The following is a 14751-nucleotide window of genomic DNA, read 5'->3' on the forward strand; positions in this document are numbered from 1 at the left end:
CCCTTCTCTTCAGATTTGGCTGGTTTTGCGCGTATCGGGCATGCGCAGATAGACGATCAGCGACACGGCAATCATCGCGGTGACATACCAGTAGAAGCCACCTTCCATCCCCGCCTGCTTCATCCAGAGCGCGGCATATTCGGCGGTGCCGCCGAACAGCGTGTTGGCAAGGGCATAGGGCAAGGCGACGCCCAGAGCCCGGATATTGGCCGGGAACAGTTCCGCCTTCACAATGGCATTGATCGACGTGTAGCCAGTGACGATCACCAAACCGGCCAGCACCAGCAGGAAGGCGCTGAAGGAGGATGTGACGCTTTCCAGCGCGGTGAAGATCGCCGTGGTGAACAGCACGCCGCTGACGCCGAACCCAATGAGCAGCGGCTTGCGTCCGATCCGGTCGGACAGCCACCCCGCCATGGGTTGCAGGAGCATGTAGATGAACAGCGCCGACGCCATGATGGCGGTCGCGGTCTGGCGGCCGAACCCAGCACTGTTGACCAGGAATTTCTGCATATAGGTGCTGTAGGCATAGAAGGCGAGCGTGCCGCCGGCGGTCAACGCCATCACCAACAACACTTCGCGCGGATGCCGGCGGATGAGATTCCACCCGCTCGACTGCGGCTGTTCCTTCACTGCCGCGCTTTCTGCGAACGCTTCGGTTTCCTTGAGGCCCCGGCGAAGGCGATAGACGCCAATGGCCATCACCCCGCCAATGACGAAGGGCACGCGCCAACCCCAGCTTTCCAGTTGATGTTCGGTCAGGAACAATTGGAGCAGCAGCAGCACGCACAGCGCCAGCAACTGCCCTGCGATCAACGTCACATATTGAAAGCTGGAAAAGAAACCGCGCTGGTCGCTCTGCGCCATTTCCGACAGATAGGTGGCGCTGGCGCCATATTCGCCGCCGATCGACAGCCCCTGTATCAGCCGCGCGAACAGCAGCAGCACCGGCGCGGCGACCCCGATCGTGCCATAGCTGGGGATCGCCGCGATCATCAGCGATCCGCCCGCCATCATCATCACCGACAGGGTCAGCCCGGCCTTGCGCCCCCGGCGGTCGGCATAGATGCCCATCGCCCAGGCACCGATCGGCCGCATGAGGAAACCGACGGCGAAAATCGCCGCCGCGTTCAGCAACTGCGCCGTGCTGTCGTCCGAGGGGAAGAAGATCGGCGCGAAATAGAGGGTGAAGGCCGAATAGACATACCAGTCATACCATTCGATCATATTGCCGATCGATCCGCCCAGAATCGACCGCAAGCGATCCTGGCGGGATATGGTGGTTTGCCCGGCCGTGCCGGAGGAGGGCGATAGTCTGGCTGACGCGAAAGAAGAAAGCTGATCCATCCCCGTTGATACGGGCGGCCGGCGCCATTCTGCTAATCGCCGTTGGCAGAAACCAATATTATCGAATTGTCGCTGCCCGGCACGGCCCGAATGGCAAAGCCGCTTTCCAGCGCATCGACGAAATCCTGCGACCGGTCGAGCCGGAAGGCGCCGCCCACGCGCAGACTGGCGATTTCCGGATCGCCGATGACCAGCGGCGTCGCGCGATATCGGTTGAACTCTTCGACCGCCTGCGCCAGCGTATCGCCTTCAAATTCCACCATGCCGTCCTGCCAGGCGATGCGCTGCTTGATCTTGGCCGGTTCCAAATGGGTAACGGCGATGCTGCCGCTACGCACGGCGGCACTGCGGCCGCTCTCGATCCGTCGCACGGCGGAATCGCCGTTGCGCACCGCAACGATCCCCTCGATCACTGTCAGTTCGGTCACGTCCGCCCGCAGGCGCACATTGAACATGGTGCCGACCGCGCGCACCAGCGTCCCGTCCGCATTCACGATAAACGGCCGTTTTGTGTCATGCGCCACATCGAAACGCGCTTCGCCCCGCAGCAGCTTGATGGACCGCATATCATCGCGCAGGGCGACCTCGACCGAACTGTTGGTGTTGAGGTGGATCAGCGATCCGTCGGCCAGGCGCACCGTGCGGGTTTCGCCAAGCGCCGTGCGATAATGGTCGACCGTGTCGAACAGCCGCAGGGCGACGGTAGAGGCCACGCCAATGGCTGCGGCGGCCGTCGCCAGACCGACGAGCAGACGGCGCCTGCCGATCAGCGGCCTTGCTTCCGCCTGCGCAATGACGGCCTGCGGTGCGGGGGCCTCATCCTGGCTGGCCGGCAGTTCGTTCAGCCGTTCGGCCAGTTCCCATCCGGCCTCTGCCTTGGCAAAGGCGAAGCCATGGGCCGGGTTTTCCGCTACCCACGCATAGGCCGCGTTCCAGTCATCGGCCGCGTCGCTCGCCCGCGCCTTCAGATACAGGCGCGCCGCTTCGGCCTCGATCGCCTGCATGTCCTGTGCGCTTGTGTAGCGACCAACCAAATCCGGAACCCTCAAACTGACCGATGGCCTGCATTATCTTCACGGCTGCGCGCGTCAAATGCTTGTCTACCGTAAAGACGGATAGCTCCATCTCCTCTGCTATCTCCTTCACGGATTTTCCATGAACCCGGCGCATTATGAAGGCCCGGCGACATTGCTGCGGCAATGTGTCGAGAATAGCCTGAAGATGACGCAACTCGTCGCGCGCCTGTAAGGCTTCTTCGGTCGAATTGTCGACCTGAAGCATGTCGAGTTCGGCGACAAGTTCCAGCGAAACGATCTTTTCCCGCCGCGCTTCATCGATCAGCAGGTTACGGGCAATCTGGAAGAGAAATGCCTTGCCGCTATGCGTGCGGTGAATGTCACCGTTCGCATAAGCGCGGGTCATGCATTCGGCCACCAGATCGTCCACATCATGGCTGCGCGATACGATGCGGCGCAAGCGCGATCGCAATGCCCCTTCATGCGGCAGGATCGCCTGCTTGAACCAATCCAGCCTTGCCCTGATCGATTCCACGTTCACGCTGTTCCCCTGTTTCCCCATCTCTCCCGTTTCGCCCTCATCCCCGTGACCGCAAAACAGGGCACCCCGATAGCCCGAGCGCCGGGGTCACAAAAATGAGATATTTTTAAGCGTCGTTAGCAGAAACGCGATCCGCCTCCGTATCCACCACTGAGATTTCAAATATTTCACGGGGGGTAATAGATGCGGAATTTTCGTAACCTGTCCTTGTGCGCGACGGCGGCGATCGTCGCCCTCGCCACCCAGTCTTCCGCCAGCGCAGCCGAACCGGCAAAATTCAAGATTCCGGCCCAGTCGATGCAGACGGCGCTGACATTGTTTGCGCGCCAGTCCGGCGCCCAGTTGCTCTTCCCCTATGATCAGGTCGCGGGGCTGCATGCGCAATCCGTCAACGGCAAGATGACGCCAGACGTCGCCTTGCAGCGGCTGATCGCCGGATCGGGCCTGAAGGTCACGCTGAACAACAAGGACGTCGTCGCATTGTCGCTCAGCAATCCGGCGCAAAAGGCGCGCGGCATGGAAGTCGCCAGCCTTGGCGTCACGGGCCTGCCCTTTGCGGCACAGGCAAGTAGTGCCGCCCTCTCGCCCCAAGCGAGCCTTGCCGATGAGCCGGCCGCCCCGGCCATCGTGGTCACCGGATCGCGCGGCCAGGCGCGTACCGTGACCGACAGCCCTACTCCGATCGACGTGATTTCGGGCGAAGACCTGACCCGCACCGGCAAGGCAGGCGTGTTTCAGGCGCTCAATACGCTGGTTCCCTCCTTCAACCTGCCGGTACGCGCGGGTGGCGCGACCTCCACGGTGATCGCGACCGGCGGTCTGCGCGGCCTCAACCCCGATCAGGCGCTGATCCTGGTCAACGGCAAGCGTCGGCACAAGACGTCGCTGATCAACGCCGTGTCGTCCCTCTACAATGGATCGGTCCCGGCCGACCTCGACATGATTCCGACCTCCGCGGTCGACCATATCGAAGTGCTGCGTGACGGCGCCGCCGCCCAATATGGGTCGGACGCGATCGCCGGGGTCATCAACATCATCCTGAAGGACGATGCGAAAGGCGGATCTGCCAATTTCACCGCCGGCCAGAATTTCGACCGGTCGGACGGCGAACTGTATCAGGCGGACCTGAATTTCGGCATGAAGCTGGGCGACAATGGCTTCGCCAATTTCTCGCTGAACCTCAAGAAGCAGGAAATGTCGAACAGGGCGCTGCCGCTGGCCGACTGTTCGGTGACGGCGACCACGACCTGCCTCTATCCGCTGGTGAATGGTGCGCTCGACCCGCGCGATGCGGCCGCTGTCGGTACGGAACGGATCGTCACCACCAGCTATGGCGTCATGCCCTCGCGCAGCATCAACACCGCGCTCAACGCCGGTTATGATCTGGGCGGCGTGCAGTTCTATGCCTTTGGCACCTACAGCCAGCGCCGTTCGGACCTGTGGTACAGCTATCGCTATCCCAAGGACATCAACAATGTCATGGGCATCTATCCGACCGGCTATCGCCCGCACATCATGATCGACGAAGAGGATTTCGAACTCACCGTCGGCGCCAAGGGCGAACTGTCCGGATGGGACTGGGACTTCTCGACCGGCTATGGCCGCAACCGGGCCCGCCAGTCATCCGAAGGCACGCTCAATCCCTCAATGGGGACGCTCAGCCCGACCGAATTCTATATCGGTACACTCAAGTCGTCGGAATTCGTCACATCGCTCGACATCACGCGCGGCTATGACGTCGGCGGCGGCAATCTTCAGGTGTCGGCCGGTGCCCAGCATCGGCATGAACGCTACCAGACTTTTGCCGGCGACGAGGCCAGCTATCTGGTCGGCGACTATATCGTGTCGGGCATGACGCCCGGCGCGCAAAGCTCGGCCGGTTTCCAGCCGGAAGACGCCGCCTATATGTCGCGCGACAATCTGTCCGTCTATGCCGACGTGGCGTGGGATCCGACCAAGGATATCACGATCGGCGCGGCCGCACGGTTCGAACATTATGATGATGGCAGCGGCAATACGCTGATCTGGAAAGTGAACGGTCGTTACGCCCCGACCGACTGGATCGCCTTCCGCGCCGCGGCCAATACCGGCTTCCGGGCCCCCGCCGTGGCCCAGCAAATCTATACCCAGACGACCAACCAGTTCCGCACGGTCAACGGCGTTCCCAACCAGCTGCTCCAGATCAAGACGCTGGCGGTCGATGATCCTGCGGCCATCGCGCTGGGGGCCAAGCCGCTACAGCCCGAAACATCCTTCAACATCTCGGCGGGCGTGGTGCTGACGCCGCTGCCTAATTTCAGCCTGACGATCGACGCCTATCAGATCGACGTGGATGATCGCATCACCATCACCAGCACGCTGACGGGCACGGCCATCTCCAACATCCTGATCGCCAGCGGCATTCCGGCATCGGAAGCCAATACGCTGACGGCGCAATATTATACCAATGCCATCGACACCCGCACGCGCGGCATCGATGTCGTCGCCTCCTACCGGCACGACCTGTTCGATGCGGTGAAGATGCAGTGGAACCTTGGCTTCAACTATAACCGGACCAAGATCACCCATATCATCGACAACCCGGCCGAACTGGCATCGACCGGCTATGTCCTGTTCGACCGCGCGCGCCAGAGCAACATGACCAACAACCTGCCGCGCACCAAATTGTCGATCAGCAATCTTGCCACGATGGGCGACTTCACCCTGTCGTCACGGCTGACCCGTTTCGGCGGCTTCAAATCCTATCAGAATGGCGTGACCAGCAATGGCGTGACCACCTATCCCAACGACCGCAGCTATGGCGCCAAGTGGATCACGGACCTGGAGGGAAGCTGGCAGATGACGCCGATGATCAACATCGCGATCGGCGCCAACAATATCTTCAACGTCTATCCCGACAAGAACCGCGCCAGCGACGTCAGCGCCACGCTGGGTCAGGGGCTATATGCCGGCACATCGCCGATCGGCTTCACCGGCGGCTTTTATTATGCCCGCGTCGGGCTGACCTTCTGATCGATCAGCAGGAATGCGCCGTCCCGGCCCCGGGGCGGCGCATTGTCTTTCCTAATCCTCGCCGAAATGCACCCGGTTGGCCTTGATCACCGCCTGGGTGCGACTGAGCACGCCCAGCTTCTGGAGGATCGCGGAGACATGCGCCTTGATCGTGGTCATCGACACGTTGAGGTCATGCGCGATCTGCTTGTTGAGGCGGCCGTTGACCAGGTGGCCCAGCACCGTCTTCTGCTGCGGTGTCAGGCTGTCGATGCGGCGGGCGATATCATCTTCCTCGGCTGAGGGCGCCGTGCCCTCCCCCATGGTTTCGGGCAGATAGATTTCGCCCGACACGACCCGGTGCAGGGCGTCGACGATGGCGCTGCGCTTGAGCGATTTGGGGATGAAGCCGGCGGCCCCGGCGGCCAGCGCCTCCTGCACGATGGCGCGGTCGAACGCGCCGGACACCATCACCACCGGCAGGATCGGAAAACGATCGCGCAGCAGCTTCAGGCCGTCGAGACGGCGGACGTCGGGAATATTGAGGTCGAGCAGGATCAGGTCGAAATTATCCTGCTTTTCCAGCGTGGCGACGGCTTCATCCAGCCCGGCCGCCTCGAAAATCTCGATATTGTCGAAACTGATCGCGATCACGCTGCGCAATCCATCCCGCACCAGCGGATGATCATCGATGATCAGCACCCGCTCCATGATCGCGTCCCCGCCCATATAATGCCCCATATCCTGCCCCTGCACATGATGATCGGACACATCATGGGACGTGGCAAGCCGCATTGCGCCGGGCGGGATGGCCGGAGCGGATTGCGCATAATGTCCACGTCCCATGACGATCATTGTCTTTGATCCCTGTCTCTGGCTGCGTCTCTAGTGGCAATGCGCGCAAAACCGGCATCGGCCTTGCGCGCGTCACCCCTCATTTCGGCAGTTTGAACACCCAGAGCGCGCCGCCCTGATTGATATCCTTGAACGACTTGGCGACTTCGCCGCCCCACAGCGGCACCGCGCCGCCCCAGCCGGACATCACCGCCACATATTGTTCGCCATCCTGTTCCCAGGTGACGGGCGATCCGACCACGCCGGAGCCGGTCTGGAACTTCCACAATTCCTGTCCGGTCTTGGCATCGAACGCCTTCAGATAGCCTTCGGGCGTGCCGGTGAAGACGAGGTTGCCGCCGGTGGTCAGAACACCGCCCCACAAAGGCGCCTTGTTCTTATATTCCCACACGATCTTGCCGGTCTTGGGGTCCATCGCCCGCAGCGCGCCGATATGGTCCTCCGCGATCGACTTGATGGTGAAGCCCGCGCCCAGATAGGCCGCGCCCTTCTTGTAGGCGATCGGCTCGTTCCAGATGTCCATGCCCCAGTCGTTGGACGGGATGTAGAACAGGCCGGTATCCTGGCTGTAGGCCATCGGCATCCAGTTCTTGCCGCCCAGGAAGGAGGGTGAGGCGAAGACCGGCTTGCCCTTGCCTTCACCCGGCGCCGGCGGACGGCCTTCGGGGATATAGTTGGGCTTGCCATTCTTGTTGAAGCCATTGGCCCAGGTCGTCTGCATCACGAACTTGCTGGCGCTGATGAACTTGCCGTTGGTGCGATCCAGCACGAAGAAATAGCCGTTGCGGTCGGCCTTCGCCCCCAGCTTCATCGGCTTGCCGTTGATCGTGGCGTCGAAGGGAATGAATTCATTCACCCCGTCGAAATCCCAGCCGTCATGCGGCGTGGTCTGGAAATGCCATTTGATGACGCCGGTGTCCGGGTCGATCGCCAGCGTGGAGGCGGTGTAGAGATTGTCGCCGGGGCGCAGATGGCTGTTCCAGGGTGCCGGGTTGCCAGTGCCGAAGAAGAGCAGGTTGGTTTCCGGGTCATAGGTGCCGCCCAGCCAGGTTGCGCCGCCGCCGCTTTTCCACAGGTCGCCGGTCCAGGTCGCGTTGAGCTTGCCGGTAATGCCATTATCCTTGCCCTTGAGCGTGCCCATATGGCCTTCGATCACCGGGCGGTGCCAGATCAGTTCGCCGGTGTTGACGTCGCGCGCCTCGACCGCGCCGACGACGCCGAATTCGCCGCCCGAATTGCCGGTGATGACCATGCCCTTGACGATCAGGGGGGCGGCGGTGGCGCTATAGCCTTCCTTGTAATCGGCGATCTGCTTGTTCCAGATCACCTTGCCGGTGTTGCGGTTGAGCGCCACAAGCCGCGCGTCCAGCGTCGCGAAGATGATCTTGTCGCCATAGATGGCGGCACCGCGATTGACGACGTCGCAGCAGGGCATGATGCCGTCGGGCAGGCGGGCGTCATATTGCCACTTTTCCTCGCCGGTGCGGGCATCGAAGGCGAAGACGCGCGAATAGCTGCCCGTGACATAGATGGTGCCGTCATAGACGATCGGCTGGGCTTCCTGACCGCGCTGCTTCTCGCCACCCAGCGAAGCGGCGAAGGCCGGGACCAGCTTGGACACGTTGCTCGTATCGATCGCCTTCAGCGTGCTGAAGCGATACGCCTGCGGCCCCATGCCATAGGTCAGAACGTCGCCGGTCGATGCCGCGTCGTTCATCAGATCGGCGTCATTAGGCCCCTGAGGGGCCTGCGCAATCAGCGGCGCCGCAGCGACCGCCAGCGACAGTGCGGCAGCGCCCGACAGCGCCCGCATCATCGGTCCTTTCATAACCATCCTCCCTATTGAAACGGGCGCTCTACGCCCCCCGTTTGTGTGCAGACTATGCCGCCCCGACAAAGCGGCAAATTGAACCTTCGGTCGGCCTTCATCCCGCCGCGTTCGCCGGCGTCCAGGTGACGCCGTAGCGGTCGAACAGCGCCTTCATCTCGCCACTGGCAGCCATGGCGGTGACGATCTCTTCCACCGCATCGCCGAGCGTGCGGCTATTCTCCTTGACCGCCATGCCAATATCCCAGCCGGGCGAGGCGAAGGCGGGCAGCGGCCCCTTGCGCAGGGCGAGCGGCTTGCCACCGGACCGGTGGGCGCCTTCCTCAATCTGGGCGCGGCTGGCCAGAACGGCATCGGCCTGCCCCGCCATCGCGGCGGCGACGGCATCCGACCCGGTCGGATAATGGGTAACGTCCTTCGCCAGTACGCCGCCGAAGCTGCCGATCAGGTAGAAGTCGGGAATGGAGTCCAGCTCGACCGCCAGCTTGCGGCCCTTCCATTCGGTCGGCATCGCTTCCACCGCCATGCCGCCGCTACCGGCCAGACCGAAGCTCTCGCGATAATAAGGGGCGATGATCGCGACCTGATCGTTGCGCGAGGCGAAGACCCGGTCGAAGGGCACATGCAGCATGATGTCGCCGGGCGTGAAGCCGAGCAGTCCGCCTTTCCAAACGCCATTACGCAGATCATCGTCGGCGCTTTCGTCCGCCACCAGCTGGGCGACGTCGGCGCGCACGCCCAGCTTCATGGCGATCGCCTGCGCCAGATCGGCGTCCAGCCCGACGAGCTTGCCGCCTTCCTCCCAGGACCATGGGCGGTTATTCTGATAGACGACCACCCGGATGGTGCCGAGCGCCTTGACCTTGGCGAGCGGGGCAGCGCTGAGGCCGCCGGGCATCAGCCCGAGCGCCAGCGCCGCCCCCGCCCCGCCGATCAGCCCCCGCCGCGAGAGCATGGCGATCAGCCTTCGTGCTTGGTTTCGAGCCAGGCGCGGATCGCCCAGCCGGCCTTCTGGCCCAGTACGTCGCCGAAGGGCGGCATATAGACCTTACCATCATGGCTGGAGCCATGGCGGAAGCGTTCGACGAACCACTGGTCGCCCGAATCGCCCGCTTCCAGATAGCGCAGGTCGGGCGCGATACCGCCGCTCTCCGCATCCAGCCCGTGGCAGCGCGCGCAATTCTGGCCATAGGCCGACTGGCCGATCTCGATCGCCTTGGCATTGCCGCTATAGGGGTTCTTCTCCAGCCAGGCCTCGCCGATATCCGGCAGGGCGGACGTATCCACCGCCTGCGGCGTCACATCGCCATGCGCCATCAATGCACTTGTCGCGGTCATGCCCAGAGCAGCCATGGCACCCAGCAACGCGACCCTACCCAAATTCATCATTATATCCTCACCCGGTCGGTTTTCCCCTGATACGTCCGAGTGTAGGCAAGCGCGCGCCGCGCCCCCATTGGCCATTGGTACAATCCCGTAGAGACAGGGCTGCGGATAGACCCCTGGGACAAGAATGAGGGGCATGGAGAGGAAGAGAATGAAACGCATCGTCATCGCCGGGTTGATGCTGCTGCCCGCCGCAGCGCAGGCCGAAACCCTCTATGTCTCCAATGAGCGGGGCGACAGCGTCAGCGTGATCGACGCGGCATCGGGCACGGTGAGCGCGACGTGGAAGGTCGGCGGTCGGCCGCGCGGCATCACCGTGTCGAAGGATGGCCGCTATATCTATCTGTGCGCCAGTCTGGACCATGCGGTGCAGGTGATCGACCGGACGACCGGCGCGGTCGTGGCGGAACTGCCATCGGGGCAAGACCCGGAGCAATTCTTCCTGTCACGCGACGGCAAGACCCTGTTCGTCGCCAATGAGGATGACGCGGCGCTGACCGCGATCGATCTGGCCAGCAAGAGCGTCGCCTATCAGGTCGATGTCGGCGGCGAGCCGGAGGGGGTGGCGCAAAGCCCGGACGGCAAATGGGTGGTCGTCACCTCCGAAGAGGATAATGTCGTCAACTGGATCGATGTCAGCGCCAAGACGATGGTCGCCGAGACGCCGGTCGACCTGCGCCCGCGCCATGTGGAATTTACCGCCGATGGCGCGCAGCTATGGGTCGCGGCGGAAGTGGGCGGCACGGTGCAGATTGTCGACACCGTCACCCGGCAGGTCAGCGACACGCTGCGCTTCGCCATAACCGGCATCCCCGATCATCGCATCCTGCCCTGCGGCATTCGCTTCACGCCCGATGGCAAGACGGCGGTGATCGCGCTGGGCCGGGCCGATCATGTCGCCATCGTCGATGTCGCGACGCGCAAGGTGCGGGCCTATGTGGCCGTGGGCAAGCGCGTGTGGCATGTCGCGATCAGTGCCGACGGCGCCCGCGCCTACAGCGCCAATGGCCTTTCGGACAATGTGTCCGTGATCGATCTGGCCAAGGCGCAAGTGACCGGCACCATCGCGGTCGGCGCAGCGCCGTGGGGAATCGTCGCCGCGCCCTGATGTCCCGCCTGTCCGAAGGGACGAGAACCTAAGTCCAATTTCTCGGCTCCCCCTTCCGCCGCACTCTCCGCCCCAGCCGGAGACAAGCCGGCGTGAAGACAGGGAGGATGATATGAAGGGGACGTTGCGCCTGATGAGCGCGGCTGGAGCGCTGATGCTCGCCGCCACCGCAGCGCCGGCCATGGCCGGCACCACCGCGGACCTGCTGAAGCGGCTGCACGAAAAGGGCATCCTGACCGACGACGAATATCAGGAACTGGTGAAGGGGCAGGCGACCGAAACGGCGCAGGCCGCCGCCGCCCCCGCTCCGGCCGTGACGCCGGACGCATCGGGGGGCGCGGGCTATGTGCGGATGACGGAAAGCGGTGTGGGTCTTCAGGTCGGCGATGTGGCGCTGAAATTCTCCGGCTCCGTCAACGGTTTCTATGTGCATGACAATGGCGATGCGCCCAGCGCGACCAATGCGGTCACGGGCGGCGTCGCGACCGTAGGCGGCAGCACGTCGGCGGTGCGCAACGGCCTGCTCCCCGGCTTCCTGAAGGTCGAGGCGACCACCACCCAGGGCGGCTGGGACGTGGGCGCGCATTTCGGCATGTATCCGGGCATCAACAGCGTCAGCTATTCGGGTGGCGGCGCGAACAGCGGCGGCAATCCTCGCGCCCTCCAGACCAGCGGCATCGATTTCCGCCAGACCTATCTGACCTTCGGCCGGGCCGGCTTTGGCGAGGTGAAGATCGGCCGCGACATCGGCCTGTTCCAGTCGGAATCGATCCTGAACGACATCACCCTGCTATCGTCGGGCACCCCGGCGGGCAATGTCGCCCCGTCCAACACGACATTGGGGCGGATCGGCACCGGCTATATCTACACCGATTTCCAGCCGCAGATCACCTATACCACGCCCAGCTTCAGCGGCTTTACCGCCAGTATCGGCATTTTCGAGCCTTTGTCCTCGCTGACCGGCCCGGCCGAAACCAACAAGCAGCCCGGCTTCCAGGCCAAGTTCGTCTATGACGGCAAATTCGGCGACGTCGCCACCCGCGTCTGGCTGTCGGGCACCACCCAGAAGCATAATGTCGATCTTGGCCCGGACTATACCGGCTGGGGCTGGGACACGGGTGCGAAGGTGACATTCGGCCCGGTGACGGTGGTCGGCACCTATTATGACGCATCGGGGCTGGGCACGACCGCACTCAACCTGTTCGACACCGATGGCCTCGGCAACAAGCGCGACAGCCATGGCTTCTATCTGCAAGGGCTGGCGACCTTCGGCAAGATTTCGGTCGGCGGCAGCTATGGCGAAAGCAATCTCGACTATGCCAATGCCGCCGATGCCCTGGCCAACCCGACGCTGGTGGACAAGAATAGCAGCTGGGTCGGTCAGGTCCGCTATGGCCTCAATAGCTGGGTCACGCTGCTGGGCGAATATGTGAATACGAAATCGGAAGCGCATAACGGCAACAAGGCGACGTCGGACGCCATCGCAGCAGGCGCAATTCTCTTCTTCTGACGCGCCATCCGACCCAAGGAACAATGTCACGAAGCGGGGGCCGCATCCTAATAGGGATGCGGCCCTTTTTTGATCAAGGCTTGAAAAACAAGCATAGGGGCGCGAGGGGATCGCTATGAAAAATTTCGTGCTGCCTGCCATTTTGCTGACCGTTCCGACCGCCGCTCTGGCGCAGGCGCCCGATGAGGCTGCCGGGGACGCATCCGCCATCATAGTGACGGGCGCGGGGCTGGACCTGCCGCCCGGCACACCCGCATACGGATCGGTCGTGATCGACCGGCAACGCCTGCTGGACAGCGCATCGGGCCGGATCGAAAGCGTGCTGGGCGATGTCGCCGGCTTCCAGCAGTTCCGCCGGTCGGACAGTCGATCCTCCAACCCCTCCAATCAAGGTGCGACGCTGCGCGCGCTGGGCGGCAATGCGTCCAGCCGGACGCTGATGCTGCTGGACGGCGTACCGGTCGCCGATCCCTTCTTCGGCTATATCCCTTTCAGTTCTCTGGCGCCGGAACGCCTGTCGGTGGTGCGGGTGACGCGCGGCGGCGGCATCGGCGCCTTTGGTGCGGGCGCGGTGGCCGGCACGATCGAAATGGCCAGCGCTACCCGCGACCAGTTGCCCGACTTTACCGCCAGCGCCTTTTACGGCAGCCGCGATTCGACCGAATTGTCCGCCGGGCTGACGCAGGATCTGGGCGGGGGCTATGTCTCGCTGTCGGGCCGCTGGGACCGGGGCGACGGCTTTCAGACCACGCCGAAGGACCAGCGCGTCTCCGCCACCGTGCCAGCCGCCTATGATGGCTGGTCGACCAATTTGCGCGCCGTAGCCCCCCTGTCCGCCACGTCAGAACTGCAATTCCGCGCGACCCTGTTCGAAGACAACCGCACCCTGCGCTTCAAGGGCGCGGACAGCATGAGCCAGGGGCAGGATGCCAGCATCCGCTACATCAATCGCGGGTCGTGGCAGGTGGACGCGCTGGCTTATATTCAGGCGCGCAACTTCTCCAATATCGTCATGTCCTCCTCCACTTTCCGCAAGTCGCTGGACCAGCGCAACACACCCTCCACCGGGATCGGCGGCAAGATCGAGATACGGCCGCCGGTCGGTTCTGACCATATGCTGCGCCTTGGCGTCGACACGCGCTTTGCCACCGGCGACATGTATGAGGACGCCTATAACGCCAATCTCGCCGCCAATCCGCGCACCTTCCTGCGCCATGCGGGCGGCGACCAGTGGACGCGCGGCATCTTCATCGAGGATGACTGGACGCTCGGCGATCTGGTGCTGACAGGCGGCGCACGCGCCGATCGCTGGTCGATCACCAACGGCTTCTATCATCAGGTCAGCGCCACTACCGGCGCAGCGACCGGCAGCGACTATGCCGACCGGTCGGGCTGGGAAACGTCCGGCCGGATCGGTGCGCTCTATCATGTGGCTGACGCGGTGGCGCTGCGGGCATCGGCCTATAGCGGCTTCCGCCTGCCGACCCTGAATGAACTCTATCGCCCCTTCGTGGTCTTCCCGATCACGACGCAGGCCAATGCCGCGCTCAATCCGGAAAAGCTCAAGGGCGCGGAAGCGGGCATCGACCTGACCCCGGCCAAGGGCATCACCCTGTCGGCCACGGCCTTCTACAACCGGCTGGACGATGCGATCGCCAATGTGACGATCAACCCAACGACGCGCAAGCGGCAGAATGTGAACCGCATCGTCGCCAAGGGCATAGAGTTGACGGCGGCAGCTAAACTGGGCGACATCAACCTGTCCGCCTCCTATGCCTACAGCCACAGCCGGGTCGATGCGCCGGGCGAAGCCTTTGACGGTCTGCGCCCGGCCCAGACGCCCAGCCATGCCGCCAGCGCCACGATTGCCTACAGCCCCGCTTCCGGCCCGTCGCTGTCGACCACGCTGCGCTATGTCGCCAAACAATATGAGGACGACCTGCAAAGCGATGTATTGCCGGACGCGCTGACGGTGGACGCCATCGCCCGCCTGCCGGTCGGCCATGGCATCAGCCTGGTGGCGCGCGGCGAAAATCTGTTCGACAAGGCCGTCGTCACCCGCAATTCCGGCGGATCGATCGACCTGGGCACCCCGCGCACCTTGTGGATCGGCGTGACTTTCGGCGGGTGACGGGATGGGGCATGAAGGCCAGCTTGCTGCTGGCCTTC

11 protein-coding genes are annotated in these 14751 nt (G+C 63.5%); 4 read left to right on the forward strand and 7 right to left on the reverse strand.

What is annotated here, in order from left to right; translation table 11 throughout:
• Positions 1 to 9 precede the first annotated feature (9 nt).
• The 3 genes from BMY84_RS07005 to BMY84_RS07015 form a co-directional block, all read right to left on the reverse strand.
• The gene (locus BMY84_RS07005) at positions 10 to 1227 is read right to left on the reverse strand and encodes an MFS transporter (RefSeq protein ID WP_256215144.1); all 1218 of its coding nucleotides are present in this window, start codon (positions 1225 to 1227) and stop codon (positions 10 to 12) included.
• A gap of 152 nt (positions 1228 to 1379) precedes the next feature.
• Positions 1380 to 2351: a FecR family protein gene (locus tag BMY84_RS07010; protein WP_093082315.1), complete on the reverse strand. Its 972-nt coding sequence runs from the start codon at positions 2349 to 2351 to the stop codon at positions 1380 to 1382.
• Entirely contained in the window at positions 2284 to 2904 is a 621-nt protein-coding gene (locus BMY84_RS07015) for an RNA polymerase sigma factor (protein WP_256215117.1), read from the reverse strand. The genes BMY84_RS07010 and BMY84_RS07015 overlap by 68 nt, the downstream gene beginning before the upstream one ends.
• Before the next feature lie 183 nt (positions 2905 to 3087).
• Between BMY84_RS07015 and BMY84_RS07020 the strand changes: the two genes are divergently transcribed.
• Positions 3088 to 5916, forward strand: coding sequence for a TonB-dependent receptor (locus tag BMY84_RS07020; protein ID WP_093082320.1), 2829 nt, complete (start codon positions 3088 to 3090; stop codon positions 5914 to 5916).
• Positions 5917 to 5967: 51 nt separating this feature from the next.
• On the opposite strand, the gene BMY84_RS07025 is transcribed toward BMY84_RS07020, so the two are convergent.
• The 4 genes from BMY84_RS07025 to pedF form a co-directional block, all read right to left on the reverse strand.
• A complete protein-coding gene (locus BMY84_RS07025; protein ID WP_093082323.1) occupies positions 5968 to 6750 on the reverse strand; it encodes a response regulator in 783 nt (260 codons plus the stop codon).
• Positions 6751 to 6829: 79 nt separating this feature from the next.
• Positions 6830 to 8578 (reverse strand): methanol/ethanol family PQQ-dependent dehydrogenase, encoded by a 1749-nt coding sequence (locus BMY84_RS07030; protein ID WP_093082325.1) that lies wholly within the window; start codon positions 8576 to 8578, stop codon positions 6830 to 6832.
• Between the two features lie 97 nt (positions 8579 to 8675).
• Positions 8676 to 9533, reverse strand: coding sequence for a substrate-binding periplasmic protein (locus BMY84_RS07035; RefSeq protein ID WP_093082328.1), 858 nt, complete (start codon positions 9531 to 9533; stop codon positions 8676 to 8678).
• A 5-nt stretch (positions 9534 to 9538) separates the two neighbouring features.
• Positions 9539 to 9964, reverse strand: a complete 426-nt coding sequence (gene pedF, locus BMY84_RS07040) for a cytochrome c-550 PedF (RefSeq protein ID WP_177203941.1) — start codon at positions 9962 to 9964, stop codon at positions 9539 to 9541.
• A 151-nt stretch (positions 9965 to 10115) separates the two neighbouring features.
• Between pedF and BMY84_RS07045 the strand changes: the two genes are divergently transcribed.
• From BMY84_RS07045 to BMY84_RS07055, 3 genes are all read left to right on the forward strand, one after another.
• Complete coding sequence (locus BMY84_RS07045; RefSeq protein WP_093082334.1) at positions 10116 to 11072, forward strand: PQQ-dependent catabolism-associated beta-propeller protein; 957 nt, start codon at positions 10116 to 10118, stop codon at positions 11070 to 11072.
• 112 nt (positions 11073 to 11184) lie between these two features.
• Positions 11185 to 12582 carry a porin gene (locus BMY84_RS07050; RefSeq protein WP_093082336.1) on the forward strand — a complete coding sequence of 466 codons (1398 nt, stop codon included), beginning with the start codon at positions 11185 to 11187 and terminating at the stop codon, positions 12580 to 12582.
• A gap of 115 nt (positions 12583 to 12697) precedes the next feature.
• On the forward strand, positions 12698 to 14713 hold the full coding sequence (locus BMY84_RS07055) for a TonB-dependent receptor (protein ID WP_093082339.1): 2016 nt from the start codon (positions 12698 to 12700) through the stop codon (positions 14711 to 14713).
• The last annotated feature ends 38 nt before the right edge of the window (positions 14714 to 14751 follow it).

Origin of the sequence: Sphingobium sp. AP50 (assembly GCF_900109095.1) — a bacterium.
Taxonomy (GTDB): Bacteria; Pseudomonadota; Alphaproteobacteria; order Sphingomonadales; family Sphingomonadaceae; genus Sphingobium.

What these genes read in the sequence shown, in the direction of transcription:
- pedF (WP_177203941.1), bottom strand. Translation starts at nt 9,964, where the DNA reads ATGAATTTGGGTAGGGTCGCGTTGCTGGGTGCCATGGCTGCTCTGGGC.
- BMY84_RS07055 (WP_093082339.1), top strand. Translation starts at nt 12,698, where the DNA reads ATGAAAAATTTCGTGCTGCCTGCCATTTTGCTGACCGTTCCGACCGCC.
- BMY84_RS07030 (WP_093082325.1), bottom strand. Translation starts at nt 8,578, where the DNA reads ATGAAAGGACCGATGATGCGGGCGCTGTCGGGCGCTGCCGCACTGTCG.
- BMY84_RS07005 (WP_256215144.1), bottom strand. Translation starts at nt 1,227, where the DNA reads ATGATCGAATGGTATGACTGGTATGTCTATTCGGCCTTCACCCTCTAT.
- BMY84_RS07035 (WP_093082328.1), bottom strand. Translation starts at nt 9,533, where the DNA reads ATGCTCTCGCGGCGGGGGCTGATCGGCGGGGCGGGGGCGGCGCTGGCG.
- BMY84_RS07045 (WP_093082334.1), top strand. Translation starts at nt 10,116, where the DNA reads ATGAAACGCATCGTCATCGCCGGGTTGATGCTGCTGCCCGCCGCAGCG.
- BMY84_RS07010 (WP_093082315.1), bottom strand. Translation starts at nt 2,351, where the DNA reads ATGCAGGCGATCGAGGCCGAAGCGGCGCGCCTGTATCTGAAGGCGCGG.
- BMY84_RS07025 (WP_093082323.1), bottom strand. Translation starts at nt 6,750, where the DNA reads ATGATCGTCATGGGACGTGGACATTATGCGCAATCCGCTCCGGCCATC.
- BMY84_RS07020 (WP_093082320.1), top strand. Translation starts at nt 3,088, where the DNA reads ATGCGGAATTTTCGTAACCTGTCCTTGTGCGCGACGGCGGCGATCGTC.
- BMY84_RS07050 (WP_093082336.1), top strand. Translation starts at nt 11,185, where the DNA reads ATGAAGGGGACGTTGCGCCTGATGAGCGCGGCTGGAGCGCTGATGCTC.